The 25,226-nt window shown below is 71.1% G+C and carries 18 protein-coding genes; 7 read left to right on the top strand and 11 right to left on the bottom strand.

Features of this window, described 5'->3' with window-relative positions; genetic code table 11:
* Window positions 1–582: 582 nt before the first annotated feature.
* Together QIS96_RS09890 and QIS96_RS09885 are read right to left on the bottom strand one after the other, a co-directional pair.
* Complete coding sequence (locus QIS96_RS09890) at window positions 583–1,962, bottom strand: SWF or SNF family helicase (RefSeq protein ID WP_282542086.1); 1,380 nt, start codon at window positions 1,960–1,962, stop codon at window positions 583–585.
* Window positions 1,959–4,988, bottom strand: a complete 3,030-nt coding sequence (locus QIS96_RS09885; RefSeq protein ID WP_282542085.1) for a DEAD/DEAH box helicase — start codon at window positions 4,986–4,988, stop codon at window positions 1,959–1,961. The genes QIS96_RS09890 and QIS96_RS09885 overlap by 4 nt, the downstream gene beginning before the upstream one ends.
* A 546-nt stretch (window positions 4,989–5,534) precedes the next feature.
* On the opposite strand from QIS96_RS09885, the gene QIS96_RS09880 reads away from it, so the two are divergent.
* The gene (locus tag QIS96_RS09880) at window positions 5,535–5,717 is read left to right on the top strand and encodes a hypothetical protein (protein ID WP_282542084.1); all 183 of its coding nucleotides are present in this window, start codon (window positions 5,535–5,537) and stop codon (window positions 5,715–5,717) included.
* 235 nt (window positions 5,718–5,952) lie between these two features.
* The gene (locus tag QIS96_RS09875) at window positions 5,953–9,636 is read left to right on the top strand and encodes a hypothetical protein (protein ID WP_282542083.1); all 3,684 of its coding nucleotides are present in this window, start codon (window positions 5,953–5,955) and stop codon (window positions 9,634–9,636) included.
* A 120-nt stretch (window positions 9,637–9,756) separates the two neighbouring features.
* Here the strand turns inward: QIS96_RS09875 and QIS96_RS09870 are convergent, their stop codons facing one another.
* The 3 genes from QIS96_RS09870 to QIS96_RS09860 form a co-directional block, all read right to left on the bottom strand.
* Window positions 9,757–10,704, bottom strand: coding sequence for a hypothetical protein (locus tag QIS96_RS09870; protein ID WP_282542082.1), 948 nt, complete (start codon window positions 10,702–10,704; stop codon window positions 9,757–9,759).
* 157 nt (window positions 10,705–10,861) lie between these two features.
* Window positions 10,862–11,212, bottom strand: a complete 351-nt coding sequence (locus QIS96_RS09865) for a hypothetical protein (protein WP_282542081.1) — start codon at window positions 11,210–11,212, stop codon at window positions 10,862–10,864.
* A gap of 38 nt (window positions 11,213–11,250) precedes the next feature.
* A complete protein-coding gene (locus QIS96_RS09860) occupies window positions 11,251–11,883 on the bottom strand; it encodes a class I SAM-dependent methyltransferase (RefSeq protein ID WP_282542080.1) in 633 nt (210 codons plus the stop codon).
* A gap of 367 nt (window positions 11,884–12,250) precedes the next feature.
* Between QIS96_RS09860 and QIS96_RS09855 the strand changes: the two genes are divergently transcribed.
* From QIS96_RS09855 to QIS96_RS09845, 3 genes are all read left to right on the top strand, one after another.
* The gene (locus QIS96_RS09855; RefSeq protein ID WP_282542079.1) at window positions 12,251–12,874 is read left to right on the top strand and encodes a GTP-binding protein; all 624 of its coding nucleotides are present in this window, start codon (window positions 12,251–12,253) and stop codon (window positions 12,872–12,874) included.
* A 207-nt stretch (window positions 12,875–13,081) separates the two neighbouring features.
* Window positions 13,082–13,489, top strand: coding sequence for a roadblock/LC7 domain-containing protein (locus tag QIS96_RS09850; RefSeq protein WP_282542078.1), 408 nt, complete (start codon window positions 13,082–13,084; stop codon window positions 13,487–13,489).
* Between the two features lie 197 nt (window positions 13,490–13,686).
* Window positions 13,687–14,727 carry a DUF6397 family protein gene (locus tag QIS96_RS09845; protein ID WP_282542077.1) on the top strand — a complete coding sequence of 347 codons (1,041 nt, stop codon included), beginning with the start codon at window positions 13,687–13,689 and terminating at the stop codon, window positions 14,725–14,727.
* On the opposite strand, the gene QIS96_RS09840 is transcribed toward QIS96_RS09845, so the two are convergent.
* The 4 genes from QIS96_RS09840 to QIS96_RS09825 form a co-directional block, all read right to left on the bottom strand.
* A complete protein-coding gene (locus QIS96_RS09840; protein ID WP_282542076.1) occupies window positions 14,724–15,029 on the bottom strand; it encodes a hypothetical protein in 306 nt (101 codons plus the stop codon). The genes QIS96_RS09845 and QIS96_RS09840 overlap by 4 nt on opposite strands.
* A gap of 80 nt (window positions 15,030–15,109) precedes the next feature.
* A complete protein-coding gene (locus tag QIS96_RS09835; RefSeq protein WP_282542075.1) occupies window positions 15,110–15,652 on the bottom strand; it encodes a tetratricopeptide repeat protein in 543 nt (180 codons plus the stop codon).
* A complete protein-coding gene (locus tag QIS96_RS09830; protein ID WP_282542074.1) occupies window positions 15,649–16,536 on the bottom strand; it encodes an acyl-CoA thioesterase in 888 nt (295 codons plus the stop codon). The genes QIS96_RS09835 and QIS96_RS09830 overlap by 4 nt, the downstream gene beginning before the upstream one ends.
* A 108-nt stretch (window positions 16,537–16,644) precedes the next feature.
* On the bottom strand, window positions 16,645–19,218 hold the full coding sequence (locus QIS96_RS09825) for a DEAD/DEAH box helicase (RefSeq protein WP_282542073.1): 2,574 nt from the start codon (window positions 19,216–19,218) through the stop codon (window positions 16,645–16,647).
* Window positions 19,219–19,302: 84 nt separating this feature from the next.
* On the opposite strand from QIS96_RS09825, the gene QIS96_RS09820 reads away from it, so the two are divergent.
* Both QIS96_RS09820 and QIS96_RS09815 read left to right on the top strand, forming a co-directional pair.
* Window positions 19,303–20,094, top strand: coding sequence for a metal-dependent hydrolase (locus QIS96_RS09820; RefSeq protein WP_282542072.1), 792 nt, complete (start codon window positions 19,303–19,305; stop codon window positions 20,092–20,094).
* Window positions 20,095–20,374: 280 nt separating this feature from the next.
* Window positions 20,375–21,118 (top strand): SDR family oxidoreductase, encoded by a 744-nt coding sequence (locus QIS96_RS09815; RefSeq protein WP_282542071.1) that lies wholly within the window; start codon window positions 20,375–20,377, stop codon window positions 21,116–21,118.
* A 77-nt stretch (window positions 21,119–21,195) separates the two neighbouring features.
* Here the strand turns inward: QIS96_RS09815 and QIS96_RS09810 are convergent, their stop codons facing one another.
* Together QIS96_RS09810 and QIS96_RS09805 are read right to left on the bottom strand one after the other, a co-directional pair.
* On the bottom strand, window positions 21,196–22,977 hold the full coding sequence (locus QIS96_RS09810; RefSeq protein WP_282542070.1) for an ABC transporter ATP-binding protein: 1,782 nt from the start codon (window positions 22,975–22,977) through the stop codon (window positions 21,196–21,198).
* Complete coding sequence (locus tag QIS96_RS09805; protein WP_282542069.1) at window positions 22,974–24,998, bottom strand: ABC transporter transmembrane domain-containing protein; 2,025 nt, start codon at window positions 24,996–24,998, stop codon at window positions 22,974–22,976. The genes QIS96_RS09810 and QIS96_RS09805 overlap by 4 nt, the downstream gene beginning before the upstream one ends.
* Window positions 24,999–25,226: the final 228 nt, after the last annotated feature.

Genomic DNA, 25,226 nt, shown 5'->3' with positions numbered 1-25,226 from the left:
CCATTCGGTCCCTGAGTGGTGTTGGAGGGGCGGGCCGATTCAGCCCTTCCGGTGTTCGAGGGGCTGGGCTGGGGCGGGCCCTGGCGGCGTCTGGGGGCTTAGCGAGGTCTGGGCGTGGAGCGAGCGGGGTTCGGGGGCAGGACCCGAGTGGGGCGCACGGGCTGCCAACCAGCGGGGCCCGGGGGCGGAGCTCTCCGGGTCTGACCTTGACCGCAGCCTGGGCGGCGGCCCCGAGCGGTCCGGGGCTGGCCCCGAGTGGACTCCGGGGGCTGACCCTGAGCGGGGTCCGGGGGCTGGCCCCGCGCGGTGTCCGGGGGCCCCGGGTGGGTTACGGGGTCGGCCCCGAGCGGTCCGGAGCTGGCCCCCGCAACGGGGCACGGGGCGGAGCCCCGAAGCGGGGTCCAGGGGCGGCAGCCCCGGGCAGGGGGCCGGGGGTGCAGCCCCCGGAGCCGTCTGCTGAAGACTTTCGGGAAGGGGCGGGGAGGGGATCAAAACCAAGCCCGTCCGGCGCTTGAGGACGAGCCCGCAGGGCGATCGACGGTGCCAAGTCGACGGAGCCGGACCCAGGACCCTGCCCCCGCCTCACCCCTCCCCAGCCCCCGCCAGCCCCGTCGCCGGGTCCTGCGAGGCATCCCCCGCCGGCACCCACCGCCCCCGCACCTTGCGATACGGCCACCAACGCCCGTCCCGCCCCAGGCGAAGCTGTGCGCCGCCACCGGCCAAGGTCCACCGATTACGGTCGGCCCGCAGAGCAGGCCGCTCACCCTCCTCCCACGCCGACTCCAACGCCGCACGCGCGCGTGCAGCCGTTTCCCCCTGCGGCGTCCACACCTCCTCCAGCACGGCGAGCCCGGCCGCGCCACCCAACTCCCAGGCCAGCACGGCCAGTCGGAGCCCTTCACGGTCGCGCCCCGTCCCTTCGGCGAGCCGCGCCAGCACCCGTACATCCGCATCGGCACCGGCGTCCGCGGCAAGACGCACCGCATCCACAGCGAGCCGCACCGCATCCTCGGCCACGGTCAGCGCAGCAGCCGGCCCGATCGGCGCGTGACCGGGCGCGAGCGCCTCGGCCAGTGCCCGGTGCGCCTCAGCCGTCGCCGCCGCAGCGAGGAACTCCACCGCGGAGGCGTCCACTCCGGGCGCGGGTGCGGTCTCCGTGTCCAGGGACGGCGGCGTGCCGGCCGACTCGGGCAGCACGGGAAGCGGCGGCAGCGGCGGCAGGATCCCGCCCGTCGCGTACGCCTCACCGGCCGGCACCCCCCGCGCCCCCTCCGGCTCCCGCTCCCGCTCCCGCCCCCCAGAATCAGCAGAACGCTCCGGCTCGTCCTGCCCCGTCTGCGCCGCCCGCGCCACGCTGCGCACCTGCAGGTCGTCGAGCAGCGCCCGCTCGCCCCGCCCGCGCAGCAGGAGCAGTACGAACGGATCCTGGTCGAGCAGTCGCGCCAGCTGGTAGGAGAGCGCCGCCGTGTGCGCGCAGTGGTCCCACGCGTCGCAGCTGCACTCGGGTTCCAAGTCGCCGATGCCCGGGAGGAGTTCGACCCCGGCCGCCGCCGCGTCCTCGACGAGGTGCGGGGGCATCTCGCGGTCGAGGAGCGCCGCGATGTGCCCGGCCCGCTCCACGGCCATGTCGAGGAAACGGTCCCACTCGTCGTCGGTGAGCCGCTGCAGGAGGACGTCGGAGCGGTGCCCCGTACGGTCCCGGTCGCTCACCACGGCCGTGATCCGCCCCGGCCGCACCGACACCGCGCCCACCGCCCCCGAACGGGCAAGCCTGCGGCCCGCCTTGAGCTGCGCGTTGTCGAGCGCCGTGTCCTCAAGAGCCTTCAGCCAGGCCTGCCCCCACCAGGTGACGGCGAAGCCGCGGCCGTGGGCGGGCGGCAGCGCCGCGAACGTCCGCTCCTCCGCGGCCCCTTCGAGCCCCTCGTCGTACCACTCGTCACGCTCGTCGTGTCCACCGCTCATCGCGCGCCCCCTCGAAGTGCCACCAGGTCGGCCAGTTCCGCGTCGGTCAGCTCGGTCAGAGCCGCCTCGCCCGCGCCGAGCACCGCGTCGGCGAGTTCACGTTTCCGCTCCAGCATGGCCGCGATCCGGTCCTCGATCGTGCCCTCCGCGATCAACCGATGCACCTGCACCGGTTGGGTCTGCCCGATCCGGTACGCACGGTCCGTGGCCTGCGCCTCCACCGCCGGGTTCCACCACCGGTCGTAGTGCACGACATGCTCGGCCCGCGTCAGGTTCAGGCCCGTGCCCGCCGCCTTCAACGACAGCAGGAACACCGGCACTTCACCGGCCTGGAACCGCTCCACCATCGCCTCACGTTCCGATACAGGTGTACCGCCGTGCAGGAACTGACTCGGCACCCCGCGCGCCGCCAGATGCCCCTCGATGAGCCGCGCCATCTGCACGTACTGCGTGAAGACGAGCGCGCTCGCGCCCTCGGCGAGGATGGTGTCGAGCAGTTCGTCGAGCAGCTCCAGCTTCCCCGAACGCCCGGACACGCGCGGGCGCTCCTCCTTCAGGTACTGCGCCGGGTGGTTGCAGATCTGCTTCAGGCCGGTGAGGAGCTTCACGATCAGGCCGCGCCGCTCCATGCCGTCGGCCGCCGCGATCGCCGCCATCGTCTCGCGCACCACCGCCTCGTACAGGCCTGTCTGCTCCTTGGTGAGCGACACGGCACGATCGGTCTCCGTCTTCGGCGGCAGCTCCGGCGCGATGCCCGGATCGGACTTGCGGCGCCGCAGCAGGAACGGCCGTACGAGCCGCGCGAGGCGCTCGGCGGCGGCCGGGTCGCCGCCGCCCTCCACGGCCTTCGCGTAGCGGGAGCGGAACGTGCCGAGCCGGCCGAGGAGTCCCGGCGTGGTCCAGTCGAGGATCGCCCACAGCTCGGACAGGTTGTTCTCCACGGGGGTGCCGGTCAGCGCCACGCGCGCGTGCGCCCCGATTCCGCGCAGCTCCTTCGCGGTCGCCGAGAACGGGTTCTTCACGTGCTGCGCCTCGTCGGCGACGACCATCCCCCAGGTGACGCCGGCAAGCCGGGCCGCGTCGAGGCGCATCGTGCCGTACGTGGTGAGCACGAACTCGCCGGCGGCCAGGTCGCCGAGGCTGCGCGTGCCGCCGTGGAAGCGGCGCACGGCGGTGCCGGGCGCGAACTTCCTGATCTCCCGCTCCCAGTTGCCCATCAGGGACGTCGGGCAGACCACGAGGGTCGGTCCCGCCGAGGCCTCGTCCTGCTGCCGGTGCAGGTGCAGCGCGATCAGCGTGATGGTCTTGCCGAGGCCCATGTCGTCCGCGAGGCAGCCGCCGAGGCCGAGGGACGTCATCTGGGCGAGCCAGCCGAGGCCGCGCAGCTGGTAGTCACGCAGCGTCGCCGCGAGCGCCACGGGCTGCTCCACGGGCGTCGCCGCCTCGGGGTCGGCGAGCCGTTCACGCAGCCGCGCCAGCCACCCGGAGGGCTCGACGTCGACACGCCGCCCCTGGACCTCCGTCGAGCCGGTGAGCGCGGCGCTCAGCGCGTCGACGGGGCTGACCTTGTGATCCTGCTGCGCACGCGCGCGTTGTGCCTCTTCCGGGTCGATCAGCACCCACTGGTCGCGCAGCCGCACCACCGGACGGTTGGCTTCCGCGAGCTGGTCGAGCTCCGCGCGTGTGAGCTGCTGATCGCCGAGCGCGAACCACCAGTTGAAGGTGAGGAGCGCGTCGGCGGACAGGAACGACGGGGTGCCGTCGCTGTCGCCGAAGCCGCTGCGGCCGCGCCCGCTTGCGCCCTCGCCTGCGCCGTCGCTCGCGCTCCCGCCGGGTCCGTCGGCGTCGTCCGACGGGCTGATCACGGCACGCGCGGTGAGCTTGCGTGCGAGTTCGCGCGGCCAGTGCACGTCGACGCCGACCGCCGCGAGCGTGCGCGCCGCCGAACCGAGGAGTTCGGTCACGTCCTCGTCGGCCAGCTCCACCGCGTCCGGCACGGCGGCCGAGAGGAGCGGCGCGAGCGGCGCCCAGGCACGTGCCGCGCGACGCAGGGCGAGCAGCGCGTCGAGGCGCGCTCGCGGCCCGAACGAGCGTGCTGCGGGCCCCGATTCGGCCCACACGTCGGCCGCGTCGGCGACCAGGCCGGGATCGCTGACGCTGTGCATCTGCAGCACGGCACGGAAGGACCCGGGCACCGCCCCGCCCCCTGCCCCTGCCCCGTCCCCGTCCACTTCCCCTTCCGCCTCGCCGTCGCCGCTGAGGCCGCCGACCTCCACGCGCATCGAGACGCGTACGCCCGCGTCCTGCCCCGCCGCGACGTCGGCGGCCCAGTCCCGCTGCTCGGGCAGCGGCTCGGGCGCCTCGCCCGCGAACGCCCGCTGTCCAGCCGCGAGTTCGGCGGCGGGGGAGCGGGGCAGCGTGTCGGCCACCGCGTCGAGGAAGGCGCGGAGCAGCCGCTCGGGGACGGGCAGCAGCACCGGACCGCCGGCGGCGGACGCGGAAGCGGGCATGGGAGCGGACGCGGAGGCGGGCAGGGGCACGGCGTGGGCGGCGGGCGGCATCGCGGCCGCCAGATCGCGCAGCAGCCGCAGGTCGTCGACGGTCAGCGGACCCACCCGCCAGGCGTCGTGGTCGTCCGCGGACAGGCCGGGCAACAGCAGCCCGCGCGCGACGAGCTGGAGCCCCCACAGGGCGGCGGCGCCCCAGAACGCCGACGCGGAATCAGCCCCTTCAAGGGTGCGCGCCCGCGTCAGCACCGGCAGCGCTTCGCGTACGGACATGACCCGCGCGGGTACGCGTACGAGCTCGACCCCTCCGTCGCTCGCGGCGCCGTCCGCAGCCGAGGCCGAGGGGAGTGCGACGGTCAGCTGTTCGACGGTGCCGAGGCCCGCGGCGGGCGGTTCCTGCCCGTCCGTGTGCCAGAAGGCCACACGGCCGGTGCGAGCCGGATCTCCCGGCAGAAAAACGGCACTACAGAAGGAGAGCTCGACGATCTCGGAGAACGTTACTGCGGGTGGCCTGTGCACAGCGATGTCAGATTCCTCAAATTTGACTACCGGGCGAGCGGCCGAGGGTAACCCGCCGAAGAGCTCCCGCGCTAACGACCTCCCTGTGACTGTCGTCACTCACCCCTTCTGTAAGCCCTCCTGGGTGCGTCGACCCCCACCGTGAACGCCTGGAAGCCCCCGGTCGCACACGGGTGGTGGCGTCATGAATGCGCAAGGTCACGCCTCCGTACGTTCGAGCCCTCACCTTCTCCTGGCCCGGCCTTTCGTCCGCCGGCGCGGGCCGGGCTGTGAGTCGTTGTCGCCGCTCCGGTCCACGAGCGTGGGCACCAGGGGTGCATCAGGGTGGAGTCAGGGTCAGGTCAGGGTTCGGGACGCTCGACAACGGGGGGACCCACGGGGGGAGACTGGAACCAGGACGCGCTCGGGCCCGTTCTCCGTACAGGAACGTTCCGTGGACCGGACGTGGAGCACCGCCACGGGACACGGGGCGGCAGACGCAGAGCGAGGCTCGAAGAAGCGCGGCACGGGCAGCACGGCTGCAGGGCCGCAGAGGAGGCGACAGTCATGTCGAACAACGCGAAGATCGCCATCGGGGGCGTGGCGCTCGGCCTGTTCCTGTGGATCTGGCTGCCGCTGTGGGCCGTCGTCCTGATCGTCGTCGGCGTACCCGCCGCCGCGTATCTCATGCTCGACCCGTCCCAGCGCCGCAGACTCCGCCGGACACGACGACGCGAGATAGGTCGTTGAGGCGTCCTGGAATCGGGCGCCGAGGTACCGGAGAGTCACGTGTTGAGGCACCGGAGAGCCGGGTGTCGAAGCACCAGAGAAGGGGTCAGAGACGGAGCCGGAGAAGGAGCCGGAGAAGGAGCCGGAGAAGGGGCGGCGGGAGCGGTGAAATCCAGTTGCCCGCCCGCCCCTTCACCCGCCAACCTGTCCCCATGACTTCCGGAAAGGAGGCCCAGCGATCCCACGGTGATCGCTGATGGCCACACCCGCATCCCCTCAGCCCGCGCAGCCGTCGTCGTCCTCCCCGCAGCCCCTCACGCCGGGCTGGCTCAGCGCCCACTTCGACCCGCTGCCCTTCCCCGCCCGCGCCAGCGCCCTCGCGCGCTACGCCCGAGCCCTCACCCCGGCCGCCTACGCGGCCCTCCACCACGCCCTCGACACAGGCACCGACCACGAACGGCACACCGCGCTCTTCCTCGCCGTATCCCGCCGCGACCTGACCACCGTGGCCGACGCCCTGACCGACCCCCTGCTCCGCCGCCGCGCCCTGTCCGCCGCGATCCGCCTCCCCGTCCCCGAACACGCCCTGGAACAACTGGCGTTGAGCCCCCTCCGGGCCGTACGCCACGACACGTACCGCATCCTGAAACGCAGCCGCCGACAGTCTCTGGCCGACGCACTGCTGCCCCGGGTGCACGAGCGGTACGGGGCCGACGATTCGGCCCGGCTCCTCACCGCCTGCCCCACCGAGACCGTCGACGTGTGGCTGCCGCGGCTCGACCCGCCACAAGGCGTCCTCCGCGCACTGGCCCGCACCGCGCCCCTCGCGGCCGCCCGCTTCGTCGCCGACCGGAGCGTGCGGATCGAGCCGAACGGGCAGCGCGTCCGGCGCGCCTTCGACCGCAACCACCGCTCCCTGGCCTGCCTGGCGGCCCGACGGGACCCGGACGCCGGACTCGTACTGGTGCGGGCGGCGCCCCACCTGCTCGAAGGAGACGCCGTGCTGTCCGTGCTGCGCCACCCCGCCGCCGTACTCGAAGAACTGCGCGCGTCGAGGCCGGCAGAGACACGACACCAGCGGCAGGAAGAGACCGGCTGCGGCGCACCACAAGCCGAACTGCGCGTGCCGCCCGGCCCGTTGCCGCGATCCGTCCGGAAAGCCCTCCTGCGTCTGCCGCCCGAAGACCTTGTCGACCTGGCGGAGCGCTGCACGGACGGCGTCCGCAGCCGCAACGTCCGACAGCGGTACGAAGTCGTGCCCGACGGGCTCCTCATGCTGCTCCCGCCCGCCGAGCGCCGCCGGGTCGTCGAACGCAGGGCGGAACACTGCCGTTGCGGCCTGGACCAGGTGTCCGCCACGGCCCTGGCGGCGCTCACGCCCGAAGACCGTGCCGAGTTGACCGAGCCGAGCCGCGAGCGCTGGACCCGACGCCCACGCACCGCGAGCCGCCGAGCCGTCGCACTGCCCCTGGAACACGCCGAACCGATCCTCCTCGACCTCGCGGCGCAACACCGCCTCCACCACCGCGTCCTCGCCTGGCCCGCCCTGCTCGCCTGCGCGGAACTCAACGGCGACACACGGGAGTTCGCGCGCATCGCCACCGCATGCGAGCGAGCCTGGCACGACCGCGACGAGATCCGACTCCGTACACTCGCCCAACTCGCCGGAGCACCGAAGCATCTGCTCGCCGCGCTGCCCAGGAAGGTCCTGCGCGACGCCGCGCTGACCGCGGTCCAGTCCGCCGACACCTCACACGCCACCCTCGTCGAGGCGGACCGGCTGCTGCGCCGCACCATCGCGAGCGCGGCCGCCCGCGACGACCACGAAAGCGCCGCCCACGGCGTCGAGTTGTTGTGCGAGGTCCTCAACGACCCCCGACACCCCTCCTACCCACACCCCGCTACCCACCAGCCGCGCGCCAACCGGAAGCGGCACCGCGCCGCCGCTGTACGGCCACTGCCGTTCGACGTGGCGACAGCCGAGGCCGTCTGGTCCACGATCGCCGGAACCGCCGCAAGCGACGCGACAACAGAAGCAACAGCGACCGCCGCCGCGACAGCCCGCCGAACCTGGCACACCCCCACCCTGAGCGTGCCGCTCGCCGAACTCCTCGCACCCCACCTCCTGCATCTGCCGGAACTGGACGACCGTACGCATCACATCGCCCTGACCGCCGACGACCCGACCCTCGCAGCCCGCGCTGCCGAAGCCTGGCTCGCACCCCACCGCGTCCGTGAGCAGCGCTGCGCCGAACTCCTCGCCCACGACCCCTCGTACGCCTCCGTCCCCCGCGCCCTGCACACACTCACCACCCGCCGCACCGACCTCCTCGACCGGGTCCTCGCAGCAGCGGAAAACGGCCTCACAGGGCACCTGCGCCCCCGAGCCACACCTTGGGCACCCCGCATCACACCGGCCACCATGTACCGCTGGCTGCCGCACCAACGCCGAGCCCAGAACCAGCACTACGCGCGCGTGGCACAGGACGAAACGGCCCAACTGCAGTCCAGAGCAGCCGCCGCCTCCCAACTCCGCGCCCCCGACCTCCTGACCGCACTCGCCGACCAAGCCCCGCAACCCGTCGCCGCGTCAGCCCTCACCGCCCTCGGAACAATCGACGAACCACCCGCGAACCAGGACGAGTTGCATGTCCTGCTGCTCCGGCACGCCGGTACGGGCGGCGTACGCGGCCGCGCCGCGATGGCCGCACTCCGAAGGCTGCTCGCCCACCAGCCCCCCGAGCAGGCCATCACCGTCCTCGCCGGAGTCCTCACGACGCCGGGCGCACCGGTCGGCAGCCAGAAGGAAGCCGCCCGCGCACTCGGCGAACTCCCCGACACGGACGCCTTCGACACTCTCCTCGCAGCCTGGGACACGGACGGCCGACACCGGGACGTACGGGCCGTGCTGGCCCGCTTCCTCGTGCCCCGGATCGACCGCCCCGACATCGCCGACCGCCTCGCCGCCCACCTGACCGAACCCGCCGTACGCGAAATCGTGCTCCACGCGCGCGTAGAGCACGATTCCACGCCGACGGCTCCGTCGGCGGCCGCGTACTCCGTGTTCCTCGTCCGGCTGTTGCGCCGTACGGAGACGGATCGCGAGACGCTGATCGACCTGTGCCGCAAGGTGACGGACCGATGCGCCCCGGACGACATGTCCGCCTTGCTACGGGCCCTCGCCAATCTGATCGGCGACCCCGCGCGGGAACCCGAGGTGTGGGGCGCGGCAGCGGAGGCCTTGGGGCGCTTCCCGATCGAGGGACCGCACGCCCGCACCATCCTCCCGCACCTGTGGAACGCGCTTCGCGCCCGAGCCTCCGCCCCCTCGACCGACGGCAGCCGCAAAGACCGAGGCGATGCACTGCGCCGGCTCACCGCGTGCGCCGACGCACTCCACAACGCCGTACGCCCCAGCACCAGCCGCAGCCGCAAATACGGCCACGACGGCGGATACGGCTACGGACCCGCTGGTCGCCCGCCCGCTGAGGCAGTCACAGCGGCCCGGAACGCGGGTCAGGTGGTCGACGGCCTCGTTGACGCTCTGGAGGCGGTGGGCCTGCTCCAGAGGGCGGCCCGACTGCAGCGCACCGCACTGGTGAGTGCCTTGTTGTACGGCCACTACGAACCCGAACGCTGGGACCGGTTGTTGAGCCGCCTGGAGGGTGACGGGAACGAAACGCTCGACGACCCCGTCGACCCGCCTGACAACGACCCAGAGCCAGGTCCGGGCCCCGCCCCGGTCGCCGCCGTCGCAGTACGCGATCTACGTGCCCGTGGCACCCGCACAGGGGCCCGGATCGCGCTGGCGCTCGTACGGTCCTACGGCCAGCGCTTCTCCTGGCCGTCCGGCTGGCGAGCCGAACTCGACGCGCTGCGCGCTCACCAGGACACGGACACGGCAGCGGAGGCGCTACTCCTGGACCCTGACCGGCCCTGACCGGCCCTGACCGCAAAGGGAGTTGAGCCGCTGAGGACGAAACCGGTCGGGGAGGGGCCACCTCTCTGCCCCTCCTCGACCGGACGCCTCTCGCCCCGCAGCTGTGCTCGTGTTCCGGGCTCAGGCGGGCCGAACGGCCATCTTGTCGAGGGCATCGAGGAGTGCGGGGAGCTCAGGGCCCCGGCCCACAGGGAGGACCTCGCCAGGCTCTTCGTCGAGCAGCACGAACGCGATGTCGTCGGTCCTGGCGACCAGCGACCATCCCGGGCCGTCCGCACGCAGCGTGCGGGCGTCCTGCGTGGCGAACGCCGACCGCACCCGACCCAGCGGAGGCGGCGCGTCGATGTACGCCCGCGCTTCCTCCAGCACGCGCCGCACCCCGCTTACGGACTCAGCCTGCTCACCGGCCTCGCCCTCGCCCTCGGCCCCACCCACATCCGCGGCGCCGGCCTCGGAGGGAGCGGACTCGGTGGCGGCCTCGGCCACATCAGCGCCGGTTCCCTCCGGGTCGGTCACCTCCGCGTCGGCAGCCTCCGGATCGGACTCCGGATTCACGAACTCGGAGTCGTCGATCTGGGCCCGCCACGTCGCCCACTGCAGGGCGATCTCGTCCGCGCCGAGCCGCCGTTGGGCCGAACCCCACGTGCTCGTGTCCGGCGGAGTGAGCACCCGCACGTCGGGACCGTCCAGGTCAGGGTCCGGTTCCGGGTCGTGCGGGGCGGGCACGTCGGGAGCGGCGACGGCCACGGCCAGCGGCCAGCCCGGCAGCGCGGCCACTACCGTGCGGTCGTCCGGTGAGAGGTCGTACTCCATGCCGCAGTCCCACGATGCGATGGCCACGGCCACGAGGGACACGTCGTCCACGACCACTGTCCATCGCGCGCCGTCGCCGTCCTGCCCGAGCACGAGCCCGTACCCGTCGGCCACCGGGCTGAGCCCCAGTGCGCCGCACGCCTCCGGATAGTCGTCGCCGAGCACGCTCGGGAACTTCGCGGGCGTCAAGAGCACTGCTGTGAGCACGTACAGCGCGTCGTCGTCGGCGGCGACGGTCTCGCCCGTCCCAGCCATGGCATCCTCCACATCGGTTCGTCCGTCGGCGCACCTTAACCAGTGGTAACTCGCGCGTCGAGGGCCGGTGATGCGGAAAATCGCTCGTCGGCGCACTGATCGGCTCGCCCCGCGGGTTCCTACCCGGGGGAGCGAACCCGGGGCCGGGGCGGCGAGGTCAGGCCTCCGGCGCGGCCCGCTCCACGACGGGCAGGTCGAGGAGCGCGCGTGCCACCGCGTCCGGTGACTCGCCGCGCTCCCGCGCCAGATTGAGGACGGCCCGCGTGGCGAGCTCGCTCACTCCGAAGGAGAGCGCCTCGGGCGAGACCCAGCCTGCTGCCTCGTCCATCCGGTCGTGATCGTCCGCAGCGGACGCGGATATGTAGGTCGCGGCAGCCTCGAACAGATTGTGCGTGGCCCTGCTCTTGGGCGGCCGTTCACGCTGCTTTTCCTTTGTGCCCGCTCCGGCCGCCGTCCCGCCCCAGCCCCGGCCGTCCGGCCGGAAAATACTGCGAATCCTGTTGTACATCTGCCAACCACCTTCCCCCTGCGCGGTTTCCAGCCCTCTCAGTCCTGGCGGACCGCAAGAGCCAAGAACCTGGCGTCCTCATCAACGTACGACATCATCTTCCACCCCGAACTGGCCAGCAGAGGACGCAAGTTGGCCTCGTCCCGCAGGTCGTCCGGAGTCAACTGGCGTCCCCGCCGGACGGCCAGTGCCGCGCGCCCGACGGCATGGAAGAGCGCAAGCCGCCCACCCGGTCTCACGACGCGAGCCAACTCCCGGAGATTATCGGCCGGTTGCGGCAGGTGCGCGATCAGACCGGCAGCGAACACGGCTTCCAGCGCCCCCGTCCGGATCGGCAGCCGAGACACATCGGCACGCACCAGCAGACCTGCACGGTCCCGGCCCGCCTCCACCGCGGCGGTGAGCATTTCCTCGGTGAGGTCGGCCCCCACGACCACACCGTCCTCGCCCACAGCGGCGCGCAGCGCCGGCAGCGCACGCCCCGTCCCGCAGCCCGCGTCGAGCACACCGTCGCCGGGACGCAGGCCGAGTTCCGCGACTGCCGTGACGTAAGCCGGTCCGTCGTCGGGGAACTTCGTGTCCCAACCGGCAGCGCGGGCCCCGAAGAACTCCTGCACCCGGGCGGGGTCGTACTCCTTGAACTGCCGTGCTCCGCTCTCGTTCTCGCTCATGCGTCCATCATTGCGCAGCCCACTGACAACGAGCCCCGTCGACGACTCAGCGGGCACCGAACCGGCGGACACCCAGCCCGCAGCGGGACCCGAACACCGACCGGCTGCGCCGACATCGTCCTGACCGGATCGATCACGTCACGACCCCGAAAACACCCACCGCACAGCCCTTACCCGCCCCCATACGGACACCACTCGGCTGCGCAGCGGTCAGAACACACAATCCACGATCCCAGTCCCCGAGCCGCAGCCCCCGGCCCAGATACTGCATGCCACATCGAAACCGCCACCGCCCACCGGGTCTGCCAGCCCCCCCCCGAAACCGGCACCGCGCGTGTATCTGACGACCCTCTGGAGAGAACTGTCCATGGCCCCCGAGCGCGTCCACGCTGACAGTGGTGCCCCCACCGCCCTGTCCCTGAAGATCCTCGTCGCCGGCGGATTCGGCGCGGGAAAAACCACCCTGGTCCGTTCGGTCAGCGAGATCCGGCCACTGCGCACAGAAGAACGCCTCAGCGACATAGGGGAGTTCGTGGACGACACGGCAGGCGTGGACCGAAAAGCCACCACTACCGTCGCTCTGGACTTCGGCAGGATCACCATCCGAAGCGGCTCCTCCGGGCTCCTCTCCCTGTACCTCTTCGGCACGCCGGGACAGGACCGCTTCTCCTCCCTGTGGGACGACCTGTCCAGCGGAGCCCTGGGTGCAGTCGTGCTCGCCGACACCCGACGCCTGGAGGACTGCTTTCCCGCGGTCGACTTCTTCGCGCACCGCCGCATCCCCTTCGTGGTCGCCGTCAACACCTTCCCGGGAGCGCGCAGCCACGGAGCGGCGGACGTCTCCCGCGCCCTCGATCTCGACTCCGGCACCCCCGTAGTGCTCTGCGACGCCCGCGACCGCGACTCGGGAAAAGAGGTGCTGATCAGGCTCGTCGAATACGCCGGACGCATGCACACCACCCGTCTTCTCGCCGGCGTCGGCCACCATTGACACCGCCCCGACCACCCCGACAGCCTCGAAACCACCACCCACCCCGTCGACCCTCATGGTCGACAGCTTCCTGGTACAGGCCACATGCGAGACAAATGCCTGCCATTCGGCCTCAGTCACCTTCTGTGCCATGTCCCCATCCCGTCTTGCCCGTAGCGCGACGGTGGTGAAGGCTTGCAGGCAACGGAGGAACGGGGAGGCCCAAAGATGGCTCAGAACACAGGACTTGGCTGGTTGCTCGACGACCTGACCAAGCGCGTCGAACACGTACGGCACGCACTGATCCTGTCCAACGACGGACTGGTCACAGGAGCGAGTTCGGACCTGCAACGGGAGGACGCCGAACACCTGGCCGCGGTCTCCTCCGGCCTGCACAGCCTCGCCAAAGGCTCCGGACGCCACTTCGGCGCCGGCAACGTACGCCAGACCATGATCGAGTTCGATGAGGCGATCCTCTACGTGACCGCTGCCGGCGACGGCAGCTGCCTGTGCGTCCTCAGCTCCGCGGATGCCGACATCGGGCAGGTCGCGTATGAGATGACGCTGCTCGTCAACCGCGTCGGCGAACACCTCGGCGTCGGCGCACGCCACCGCTCGCCCGCCGCCGACGCCTGAAACCTGCGAGTCCGAACAGGCCCGACCTGCCCGACCTGCGGCGACGGCCTGTTCGGAACAGCAGACGCAAGCCCGCAGAATCGACCGAAGCCGACCGGCGAACGAAGTTATCCACAGGCCGAGCGGGCAACGGCACGACCGACTACGGTCTTCACCGAGAGTAGTCAGAGCGATCCGACCTCACGGGGGAGACCACCATGACCGGAAAAGCCGTACCCACCAAGCCAGTTCACCGCCTCGCAACGTCGTACACACCCGGGCGCGCGGCCATCGACCTGGGCCTGAAACGAACCGACCTGCTCCTGGCAGTCCAACTCGGCCTGGTCCGCACCACCGCAGGACAGGATCCCGGGCGTTGGCGCATCCCCAGGTCGGAGATCGAGCGACTCCAGACCGCCCAAGGCTTCCCCGACACGCTGCGTGAACGCGTCAAGCTCGTCGGCACCACCGAAGGCGCCGAACTCATGGGGATCACCCGCGACCGCTTCACCAAGCTCGCACGCCTCGGCTTCCTGACACCGGCCAAGTTCTACCTGAACCGCTATCGCACGTTGGTGTGGCTCTATCTCGCCGACGACGTCCGCCAGTTCGCTGAAGCCAACACCTCACTGCTGTCCGGGAAGGCCCCCGTCACCCTGCGCACCCGACTCGGCGCGGGCGAGGACCGGCGCGCCCGCAACTGGCGCGAACGCCACTGCGGCCATCTCCTCCGCCTGGCCCGAGGCCCTTGGCAGAGCGCAGCGGTCACGGCCTCGATGCTGGACCCCACGCAAGTCGCCGACATCGTGCCCGACCCGTACGAGCGCGCCTACCTGAGCCGGCTCCGCCCCGAATCGACCACCGTGCCAGGCGCCCCGGACTCACCCACCGCCGAAGCGGCCTCGCGCGTCTTGGCGGCAGACGACCCGGACGAGATCCGCTGGCTGCGCACCACCCTGGCCCTGAGCATGGAGGAGGCAAGGAACGAACGCCCAGCCGAAGTCCCACCCACGCCACCAGCCACCCCGCACCACGCCTCGACCTCCGTCCCAGCTGCACCACAGAGCAGCACGCCTCAAGGAATCGCCCCGACGCCGCCCGGCAAAGCCGAAAACGAACAAGGCGAGCAGGCCGAACAGCGCGAACCAGCCGACCCAAGCGGGCCGCCGGACCACGCAGAACCCAGGCTGCCGGCACCCGGAACAGGAGCAACCAGGCGCGGCCTGCTGGGCCGCTGGCTCAGCCGCAGACACGGCTAGGCGCCGGCCTGCGGCCCCTTGGCTGGCCTCTTCGTCAGCAGGCCGATGCCGAAGCACAGGGTCGAGATCCCGAAGGCGCACAGCAGCAGACCGCCGATCTTGGCCTCTGCGTCGGTGTCCGGGCTGCGCCCGGAGTTCGAGGAGCTGGCGACGACAGAGGCCGGATCGGCGACTGCCGTGACCCCGCCGTACAACAGGCCCACCGCAGCGAGAAGCAGGACGATGCCGCCGATGATGCGCCCGGCGGTCCGGCGGGGCCGGGCAGTGGGCTCGGTGTTCTCGGAAGAAGGGGAGACGGGCATGGCCCGGGACATTAGCACCGCCGTCGGCAGGGCTGGGAAGGGCAGACGCCTGCCTCAAACCGTGATCCGCCGGACACGGCCTAGGGCAGAGAGCCAGACCCGGCCGGGGGGACGGCGGAGTCCTCCGCCACCCTCGCGTGCAGGTCCTGTGCGTAGTGCTCGATGGCCGGTCGGTACTCGGCGACGTTCGGATCGTCACTCGTCGTGGCGACCAGCGTGAGGAGCAGCTCCATCGCGTCGTGATGGCGGCCCACGTTGAACAGCGCCATGGCGAGGAACGCCCTGAGCGCACCGTTCTCCGGGAACTCCGCCGACGCGGCCGTCAGCGTCTCCACGGCCTGCTGATACCTGCCGAGGACGCGGTAGGTGGAACCCAGACCGAGGAGCGCATCGGCCCGGTCCTCGGCCGACAGGCCGCCGGGGATTGCGAGCGCCCGTCGATAGTGGGGTTCCGCTGCCGACTCGAGGCCGAGCGTGTCGTGCACCCAGGCTGCCTGGTAGGCGACTTGGGCATCGTCGGGCAGCTCCTGGGCGAGCACGACCAGGAGCTCCCTCGCCTCGGCGGGCCGGCCGCTCTCCCGCAGCCGGACCGCCTCCGCGAGACGGGCGTCCCGGTCGATCACGAAGCTCCCCCGGGCTCGTACCGGCGGAACAAGCCCTCCTGCACGACGGAGACGAGGAGTTGCCCCTGCTGGTCGTAGATCCGTCCGCGGGCGAGACCGCGACCACCCGTGGCGATCGGCGACTCCTGGTCGTACAGGAACCACTCGTCGGCACGGAACGGGCGGTGGAACCACATCGCGTGATCCAGGGAGGCCATGTCAAAACCACGCGGGCCCCACAAGGGCTCGACGGGGATCCGCACAGCATCGAGGAGGGTCATGTCGCTCGCGTACGTCAAAGCACAGGTGTGAACGAGCGGATCGTCGCCCAACGGCCCCACGGCGCGCATCCACACGGCGCTGCGCGGCTCGGCGCCCTGGACCTCGTCCTGCGTCCAGCGGAGCCGATCGACATATCGGATGTCGAAGGGCTGCCGACGAGCCATGCGCTCCAACTGCTCGGGCAGAGCGCCCAGATGGGCCCGGATCTCGTCGGTGACGGTCGGCAGGGTCTCCGGGGCCGGGGCGTCGATGCGCGGCGGCAGCTGGTGCTCGAAGCTGCCCTGCTCGCCCTTGTGGAAGGAGGCGGTCAGATTGAAGATCGTGCGGCCCTGCTGCACGGCGGTCACCCGGCGGGTGGTGAAGGAACGGCCGTCGCGGACACGCTCCACCTGGTACACGATCGGCACGCCGGGCCGGCCCGGCCGCAGGAAGTAGGCGTGCAGTGAGTGCACCGGCCGGTCGCCGTCGGTGGTGCGGCCCGCAGCGACCAGGGCCTGGCCGGCGACCTGCCCACCGAAGACGCGCTGCAGCGACTCCTGCGGGCTGCGGCCGCGGAAGATGTTGACCTCGATCTGCTCCAGGTCGAGCAGGTCGACGAGTCTCTCTGCGGGGTTGGTGGTCATCAGGGGACTCCGACGGTCACGAGGGGAGGGGCGGGGTGGTGGGGGAGGGAGGGGAGGGGGAGGGGGAGGGGGAGGCCCCCAAGAAGGCCCCAAGAATTCGCGATCCACTCACAACTGCCCCACCCCCGTAACCCGAACAACAGCCCGCCCCTCTTCGTCGGAGGCGGCGAGGTCGACTTCGGCGCTGATGCCCCAGTCGTGGTCGTCGTTCGGGTCGGCGAAGGTCTGGCGGACGCGCCACAGCCCGTGCTTCGGGTCTTCCTCGATGGCGAGGAGCTTGGGGCCGCGCGCGTCGGGGCCGGTGCCGAGGTCGTCGTACTCGTCCCAGTAGGCGTCCATGGCTTCGCCCCAGGCGTCGGCGTCCCAGCCGGAGTCGGCGTCGAGTTCGCCGAGTTCGTCGACGTTGTCGAGGGCGGCGAGCTCGACGCGGCGGAACATGGCGTTGCGGACGAGGACGCGGAAGGCGCGGGCGTTGGCGGTGACGGGCTTGACCTGGTCGGCCTTCTCCTGGGCCTCTTCGGCGGTCTCGACCTCGGGGTTGGCGAGCTGTTCCCACTCGTCGAGGAGCGAGGAGTCGACCTGGCGGACCATCTCGCCGAGCCAGGCGATGAGGTCTTCGAGGTCCTCGGACTTGAGGTCGTCGGGGATGGTGTGCTCGAGGGCCTTGTACGCGCTCGCCAGATAGCGGAGGACGATGCCTTCGGTGCGGGCGAGTTCGTAGTGGGACGTGAACTCGGTGAAGGACAGGGCGCGTTCGTACATGTCGCGGATCACGGACTTCGGCGATACCGGGTGGTCGCCGACCCACGGGTGCGAGCGGCGGTAGAGCCCGTACGCGTGCCAGAGGACCTCTTCGAGGGGCTTCGGGTACGAGATGTCCTGGAGGCGCTCCATCCGCTCCTCGTACTCGACGCCGTCGGCCTTCATCTGTCCGACGGCCTCGCCGCGTGCCTTGTTCTGCTGGGCGGCGAGGATCTGGCGCGGGTCGTCGAGGGTGGATTCGACGACGGACACCATGTCGAGGGCGTACGAGGGGGATTCGGGGTCGAGGAGTTCGAATGCGGCGAGCGCGAATGTCGACAGGGGCTGGTTGAGGGCGAAGTCCTGCTGCAGGTCGACGGTGAGGCGGACGATGCGGCCGGTGGCGTCGGGCTCGTCGAGCTTCTCGACGACGCCGCCGTCGAGGAGCGAGCGGTAGATGGCGATGGCCCGGCGGATGTGCCGGATCTGGTTCTTGCGCGGCTCGTGGTTGTCCTCGAGGAGGCGGCGCATGGCTTCGAAGGCGTTGCCGGGGCGGGCGATCACCGACAGGAGCATGGTGTGGGTGACGCGGAACCGTGAGGTCAGCGGCTCGGGCTCGGAGGCGATGAGCTTCTCGAAGGTGTTCTCGGTCCAGCCGACGAAGCCTTCGGGGGCCTTTTTGCGTACGACCTTGCGGCGCTTCTTCGGGTCGTCTCCGGCCTTGGCGAGGGCCTTCTCGTTCTCGATGACATGCTCGGGGGCCTGGGCGACGACGAATCCGGCGGTGTCGAATCCCGCGCGTCCGGCGCGGCCCGCGATCTGGTGGAACTCGCGTGCCCGCAGCACGCGCACGCGGTTGCCGTCGTACTTGGCGAGGGCGGTGAACAGCACGGTCCTGATGGGGACGTTGACGCCGACGCCGAGGGTGTCGGTGCCGCAGATGACCTTGAGGAGCCCGGCCTGGGCGAGCTTCTCCACGAGGCGGCGGTACTTGGGCAGCATGCCCGCGTGGTGCACGCCGATGCCGTGGCGTACGTAACGGGACAGGTTGCGGCCGAACTTGGTGGTGAAGCGGAAGTTGCCGATCAGTTCGGCGATCTGCTCCTTCTCGGCCTTGGTGCACATGTTGATGCTCATCAGGGACTGGGCGCGTTCGACGGCCTGTGCCTGGGTGAAGTGCACGATGTAGACGGGCGACTGCTTCGTCTCGAGCAGTTCCGTCAGCGTCTCGGTGATGGGCGTGAGGCGGTACTCGTACGAGAGCGGAACCGGTCGGGTCGCGGAGCGCACCACGGAGGTGGGGCGGCCGGTGCGGCGGGTGAGGTCCTTCTCGAACATGGAGACGTCGCCGAGGGTCGCCGACATCAGGACGAACTGGGCCTGCGGGAGTTCGAGCAGGGGGATCTGCCAGGCCCAGCCGCGGTCCGGCTCCGCGTAGAAGTGGAACTCGTCCATGACGACCTGGCCGATGTCGGCGTCCTTGCCGTCGCGCAGGGCGATGGAGGCGAGGACTTCGGCGGTGCAGCAGATGACGGGTGCGTCGGCGTTCACGGAGGCGTCGCCGGTGAGCATGCCGACGTTCTCGGTGCCGAAGAGCTTGCACAGGTCGAAGAACTTCTCGCTGACGAGGGCCTTGATCGGCGCGGTGTAGAAGGTGACCTTGTCGGCGGCCAGGGCGGCGAAGTGGGCGCCCGCGGCGACGAGGCTCTTGCCGGACCCGGTGGGCGTCGACAAGATCACGTTGGCCCCGGAGACCACCTCGATCAGCGCCTCCTCCTGAGCCGGGTAGAGAGTGATGCCCCGTTCCTCGGTCCACGACGAGAAGGCGTCGAAGAGGGCATCGGGGTCGGCGTCCGGCGGCAGCTGATCGATAAGGGTCACACCCCCATCTTGCCTGCCCGCACCCCCGATCAGGGAACCGGAGGTCGGCGGGAAGATCACGAGCGTTACGCTGTGCCGTCGACCGGGCGCCCGACCACGCGTCAACTGGGCGTCAGCAGAACGAGAATTGGGGCGGGCACGGCCATGATGGGTCCAGCACACTCACTGTCGGGAGCGGCGGCCTGGCTGGGGGTGGGAGCGGCGGCGGCTGCCGCTGGGCACCCGATGCCCTGGCCGGTCCTTGTGGTCGGCGCGCTGATCTGTGCGGGCGCGGCCCTTGCCCCTGACCTGGACCACAAGTCGGCCACGATCTCGCGCGCTTTTGGCCCGGTTTCGCGTGGTTTGTGTGAAGTCGTGGACAAACTCTCGTACGCCGTCTACAAGGCGACGAAGTCGCGGCATGATCCGCGGCGCTCGGGCGGGCACCGGACGCTGACGCACACCTGGCTGTGGGCGGTGCTGATCGGCGGTGGCGCGTCGGTCGCCGCGGTCACCGGGGGGCGCTGGGCGGTCCTGGCGATCCTTTTCGTGCACCTGGTGCTCGCGGTGGAGGGATTGCTGTGGCGGGCCGCGCGGGTGTCGAGCGATGTGCTGGTGTGGCTGCTCGGTGCGACGAGCGCGTGGATCCTCGCGGGTGTGCTCGACGAGCCGGGCAACGGCTCGCACTGGCTGTTCACCGGCGCCGACCAGGAGTACCTCTGGCTGGGCCTGCCGATCGTCCTGGGCGCGCTCGTCCATGACATCGGAGACGCCCTTACAGTGTCGGGTTGCCCGATCCTGTGGCCGCTCCCGATCGCGGGCAAGCGCTGGTACCCGATGGGGCCGCCGAAGGCGATGCGTTTCCGCGCGGGCAGCTGGGTGGAGCTGAAGGTGCTGATGCCGGTGTTCATGCTGTTGGGCGGCGTGGGTGGAGCGGCGGCGCTGAACTTCATCTAGCGGCTTCGGAGGCTTCTGGGAAGGTGATTCTCGGGGATGCCCGAACGATCTCTCACTCTTGACCTCAGGGTGAGACTTCGCTCGATCGTCTGATCAGGCAGCCGGCGGTCGCGCCTTGCAATCAGTGCTCGCGCGTTAGTGCCCGGCCTCGTTTCACACCGCTCCCGGCTCTGCTCTCAGCGAATGAGTTGCCCTGTGGGAACGTCGGATTCCGGGCGATCCGAGGCGTAGATTCGAGTGTGTTCGACGGGCACAGACCGCACACGAGTCGGGGGGCGTCATGGCAGTGCTGAAGGGCAAGACGGCGGTTGTCACAGGGGGTTCGCGCGGGATCGGCCGGGCGATCGTGGAGCGCTTGGCGCGCGACGGGGCGAGCGTGGTGTTCAACTACGCGCAGAGCACCGATGCGGCCGCAGACGTCGTACGAGCGGTCGAAGACGCCGGCGGAAGCGTCCATGGCGTGCAGCTCGACCTGGCAGCTGCGGGAGCGCCGGAGCGCCTCATGGAGCTCGCCGACGAACGGTTCGGCGGACTCGACATCCTGGTGAACAACGCCGCGCTCAACTTCTCGATCGCGCCCCTCGCGGAGACCGAGGAGGAGGTCTTCGACCAGGCGATGACCGTCAACGCCAAGGCCGCGTTCCTCACGATCCGCCACGCGGCCCGGCATATGCGGGACGGCGGCCGCATCATCACCATCTCCACTTTGAACACTGCCCGCCCGGCCCCGCAGAACGCCCCGTACGCGGCCAGCAAGGGCGCGATCGAGCAGCTGACCGCCGTGGCGGCGCAGGAGCTCGGACCCCGAGGCATCACGGCGAACACGGTCTCGCCCGGAGCCACCGACACCGATCTCCTACGAGGCACCAACTCGCCGGAGAACCTCGAGATGGCCGTGGCAATGACCCCGCTCCGCAGACTCGGCCAGCCGTCGGACGTGGCCGATGTGGTGGGCTTTCTGGTGGGTCCCGATGGCAGATGGATCACGGGGCAGAACATCCGGGCCACGGGTGGCATCGGCTGAGCCACGCCGCCCAGTGAGCGGAAGTGCCGCCGGCAGGCGTCGGCCGGCAGCACCTCCAGCCCTCTTCGCGGAGTGGGTCACCCGTGCCAGGACCGCCACAGTGCGGCGTACGCGCCGTCCGCGGCGACGAGTTCGTCGTGGCTGCCCAACTCGCTGATCCGGCCCTGCTCGACGACCGCGATCACGTCGGCGTCATGTGCCGTGTGCAGACGGTGCGCAATGGCGACCACGGTGCGGCCGTCCAGCACGCGCGCCAGGGACCGCTCCAGGTTCCGGGCGGCGCGCGGGTCGAGCAGCGAGGTCGCCTCGTCCAGGACCAGCGTGTGCGGATCGGCGAGCACCAGCCGGGCCAGGGCGATCTGCTGGGCCTGAGCCGGGGTGAGCGTGAAGCCGCCCGAGCCGACCTCGGTGTCGAGGGCGTCGTCGAGCGCCCGCGCCCAGGCGTCGGCGTCGACCGCGCCGAGCGCTGCCCACAGCTCGGCGTCCTTGGCGTCGGACCGGGCGAGGAGCAGGTTGTCGCGCAGCGAACCGACGAACACGTGGTGTTCCTGGTTGACCAGGGCGACATGCTCGCGGACCCGTTCCGCGGGCATAAGGGACAGCTCCGCGCCACCGAGGGCGACCGAACCGGTGCGGGGACCGTAGATGCCGGCGAGCAGACGGCCGAGCGTGGACTTGCCCGCACCGGACGGCCCGACCAGAGCGACCCGGCTTCCGGGCTGTACGGAAAGGGTCACCTGGTGCAGGACGTCCACGCCCGTGCGGTATCCGAAGTGGACGCGGTCCGCCGTGACCTCACGCCCGTCGGGGGCGACGGACGTGTCGCCCGCTCCCGGTTCGATCTCGCGGACCCCCACGAGTCGGGCCAGGGAGACCTGGGCGACCTGGAGCTCGTCGTACCAGCGCAGGATCAGGTTCACGGGGTCGACCATCATCTGGGCGATCAAGGCGCCGGTCGTGAGCTGGCCGACGTCGATCCAGCCCTGCAGGACGAAGACGCCGCCCACGAGCAGCACCGAAGTCAGGACGGTCACGTGCGTGGCGTTGATGACGGGGAAGAGGACGGAACGGAGGTAGAGGGTGTAGCGCTCCCAGGCAGTCCATTCTTGGACGCGCTGGTCGGACAGGGCGACGCGCCGGTCACCGAGCCGGTGGGCCTCCACGGTGCGTCCCGCGTCCACGGTCTCCGTCAGGGCGGCGGCCACGGCGGCGTACCCGGCGGCCTCCGAACGATACGCGGACGGGGCGCGCTTGAAGTACCAGCGGCAGCCGACGACCAGTGCGGGAACCGCGAGGAGCACCGCGAGCGCGAGCGGCGGAGAGGTGAAGGCGAGACCGCCGAGGAGCAGCCCGATCCACACGACGCCGATGGTCACCTGCGGGACCGCCTCGCGCATGGCGTTGGCGAGCCGGTCGATGTCCGTGGTGATACGGGACAGCAGATCACCGGTGCCGGCCCGCTCCAGGACACCGGGCGGCAGGCCGACGGAGCGGATCAGGAAGTCCTCGCGAAGGTCGGCCAGCATCTGCTCGCCCAGCGTCGCACCACGCAGCCGCACCAGGCGGATGAAGACGGCCTGCAGGACCAGCGCAACCACGAACAGCGCGACGGCACGGCCCAGTTGGAGGTCGCGGGCACCGTCGGCGGCATCCTGCACAAGATCACCGAGGAGGGTGGGACCGACCATGGACGAGATCACGGCGACCGCGTTGACGCCGATCAGCAGAGCGAAGGCTTTGCGGTGCCGAGCGAGCAGTTCACGCACGTACGCCCGTACCGTCGCGGGGCTGCCCACCGGCAGCGTCTCCGTGGTGCGGGGAGCCGCCGGGTCGTACTCCGGCGGCGCCAGGCCGATCATGCTGTCTCCTCGATGCCGATCTCGATGCCGAGGCCGGTGGTGCCGACCCGGGCTGCGGTCTTGTCGCCGGACCCGTCCGGGCCGCCCGATCCGTTGCCGGTGCGGTGCTGCTGTTCCTGTTCCGTCTCCCGGGTCACGACTGCGCGGTAGCGGGGCTGGGTGTGGACGAGTTCGCGGTGCACGCCGACCGCCGCGACCTCGCCTTCGTGGACGAACACCACACGCTCGGCCCGGTCCAGGAGCAGCGGGGACGACGTGCACACGACGGTGGTGCGGCCTCGACGGAGGGCGCGCAGCCCGTCCGCGATGCGTGCCTCGGTGTGCGAGTCCACGGCGGACGTCGGCTCGTCCAGTACGAGGACCTCCGGGTCGGTCACCAAGGACCGGGCGAGGGCCAGGCGTTGGCGCTGGCCGCCGGAGAGCGACCGGCCGCGTTCGGTGATCGGCGCTTCCATCGGGTCGTCGTCCACCGAGTTCTGCGCAAGGGCGTCCAGCACGTCGGCGCACTCGGCCGCGGCCAGGGCGTCTGCCACGGCGACCTGTCCGGAGGCGGGCACGTCGAGGAGCTCGCGCAGGGTTCCGGAGAGCAGCACCGGGTCTTTGTCCTGCACGAGGACGGCGGCGCGGGCGGCGTCGAGGGGAAGGGCGTCGAGCTGGGTGTCGCCGAGGCGCACCGAAGGGACGGGGGTGTCCAGCGGGGCGTGTCCGCCGAGCCGTTCGGCGAGCCGGCCGGCCTCGTCGGGGTCGCCGCAGACCACGGCCGTGAGACGACCCTCCGGGGCGAGCAGCCCGGTCACCGGGTCGTAGAGGTCACCGGTCGCACGGACGGGAGCCCCGACTGAGCCGACACCCGATCCCGAAGTTGATCCCGATCCCGAAGTTGATCCCGATCCCGAAGTTGACCCCGAACCCGAACTTTCCCCAGAGCCCGAGCCAGCCGAGTCACCCGAGCCAGCCGAGTCACCCGAGCCGGCTGAGTCGCCTGAGTCACCCGAGCCATCCGTGACCTCCGCCCCCACCGAAGAGTCCCGCTGGAGCGAGAGAACTCGTGCCGCGCGCTTGGCCGACGGGCGGGAGAAGGAGTACGCCATCGCGATCTCTTCGAAGTGACGAAGCGGATAGCCCAGAAGCATCACCGCGCTGTAGACGGTGACGAGTTCGCCGACCGCGACGTGGCCGTCCCGGACCAGACCGAGGCCGTGCCAGACCACGGCGATGAGCAGCAGACCAGGGAGCAGAACTTGTACAGCGGTGATGAGGGACCACATGCGCGCGCTGCGCACGGCCGCGCGGCGCACGTCCTGGGAGGCGCGACGGTAGCGGTCGAGGAAGAGTTCCTCGCCGCCGATGCCACGCAGCACGCGCAGTCCGGCGACCGTGTCCGAGGCGAGTTCGGTGGCCTTGCCCGCCTTCTCGCGCTGGGCGTCCGCGAGCCGGGTGGCGCGCGGCAGCAACGGCAGGACGCCGAGGCCGACGAGTGGCACGCCCACGGCTACGACGAGCCCGAGGTCGGGCTGGTACACGACGAGCCCCACGCACACCACGACGACCGTCAGCGCCGCAGCCGTGAACCGGGAGACGGCCTCCACGAACCAGCCGATCTTCTCCACGTCGCCCGTCGACACCGCGACCACCTCGCCGGCGGCGACCCGACGCGTCAGAGCCGACCCCAAGTGGGCGGTCCTGCGGGCGAGGAGCTGCTGTACGCGGGCGGCGGCGGTGATCCAGTTGGTGACGGCGGTGCGGTGCAGCATGGTGTCGCCGAGTGCGATGCCGATCCCGGACACGACGAGCATGACCCCGGCCAGGGCGAGACGCGTTCCGGACCGCTCGACGACGGCCTGGACGGCGAGACCCACCCCGTACGGCAGGGTCATGACGGCGACGAAGTGCAACAGGCCCCAGGCGAGCGCCTTGAGTTGGCCGCCCAGTTGGTTGCGTCCGAGCCACCACAGGAACCGTGGGCCCGAGCGGGCGTCGGGCACACCCGGGTCGGCGTACGGAAGATCGCTGATCTGCATGACGTCCCAGAGGTCGGTCGGCGCGCTGCGGAGGAGCCGCGGTGCTGAATGCGGTTGAGGAGCCGAGGAGTTGACGGGGGAGAGGGGAGAGGGTTGAAGAATTGGAGTAAGCGCCTGCTGTGCTGGGTGAGGCTGAGGAATCGGGGGAAACCTCGCAAGGCTGACTCCGAAACGGCACCCGAGGCAAACGGTTTTCCGTCTGCGTGCAAAGAACCGGTCATTCCTCCT

Source organism: Streptomyces cavernicola, assembly GCF_029968035.1.
GTDB classification, from domain to species: domain Bacteria; phylum Actinomycetota; class Actinomycetes; order Streptomycetales; family Streptomycetaceae; genus Streptomyces; species Streptomyces cavernicola.
This window is presented reverse-complemented; position numbering and strand designations above follow the sequence as displayed.

Coding starts and splice junctions, on each gene's coding strand:
- QIS96_RS09810 (WP_282542070.1), bottom strand. CDS start 22,977: ATGATCGGCCTGGCGCCGCCGGAGTACGACCCGGCGGCTCCCCGCACC.
- QIS96_RS09870 (WP_282542082.1), bottom strand. CDS start 10,704: ATGGCTGGGACGGGCGAGACCGTCGCCGCCGACGACGACGCGCTGTAC.
- QIS96_RS09820 (WP_282542072.1), top strand. CDS start 19,303: ATGATGGGTCCAGCACACTCACTGTCGGGAGCGGCGGCCTGGCTGGGG.
- QIS96_RS09845 (WP_282542077.1), top strand. CDS start 13,687: ATGACCGGAAAAGCCGTACCCACCAAGCCAGTTCACCGCCTCGCAACG.
- QIS96_RS09850 (WP_282542078.1), top strand. CDS start 13,082: ATGGCTCAGAACACAGGACTTGGCTGGTTGCTCGACGACCTGACCAAG.
- QIS96_RS09875 (WP_282542083.1), top strand. CDS start 5,953: ATGGCCACACCCGCATCCCCTCAGCCCGCGCAGCCGTCGTCGTCCTCC.
- QIS96_RS09860 (WP_282542080.1), bottom strand. CDS start 11,883: ATGAGCGAGAACGAGAGCGGAGCACGGCAGTTCAAGGAGTACGACCCC.
- QIS96_RS09890 (WP_282542086.1), bottom strand. CDS start 1,962: ATGAGCGGTGGACACGACGAGCGTGACGAGTGGTACGACGAGGGGCTC.
- QIS96_RS09840 (WP_282542076.1), bottom strand. CDS start 15,029: ATGCCCGTCTCCCCTTCTTCCGAGAACACCGAGCCCACTGCCCGGCCC.
- QIS96_RS09880 (WP_282542084.1), top strand. CDS start 5,535: ATGTCGAACAACGCGAAGATCGCCATCGGGGGCGTGGCGCTCGGCCTG.
- QIS96_RS09805 (WP_282542069.1), bottom strand. CDS start 24,998: ATGCAGATCAGCGATCTTCCGTACGCCGACCCGGGTGTGCCCGACGCC.
- QIS96_RS09815 (WP_282542071.1), top strand. CDS start 20,375: ATGGCAGTGCTGAAGGGCAAGACGGCGGTTGTCACAGGGGGTTCGCGC.
- QIS96_RS09865 (WP_282542081.1), bottom strand. CDS start 11,212: ATGTACAACAGGATTCGCAGTATTTTCCGGCCGGACGGCCGGGGCTGG.
- QIS96_RS09830 (WP_282542074.1), bottom strand. CDS start 16,536: ATGACCACCAACCCCGCAGAGAGACTCGTCGACCTGCTCGACCTGGAG.
- QIS96_RS09855 (WP_282542079.1), top strand. CDS start 12,251: ATGGCCCCCGAGCGCGTCCACGCTGACAGTGGTGCCCCCACCGCCCTG.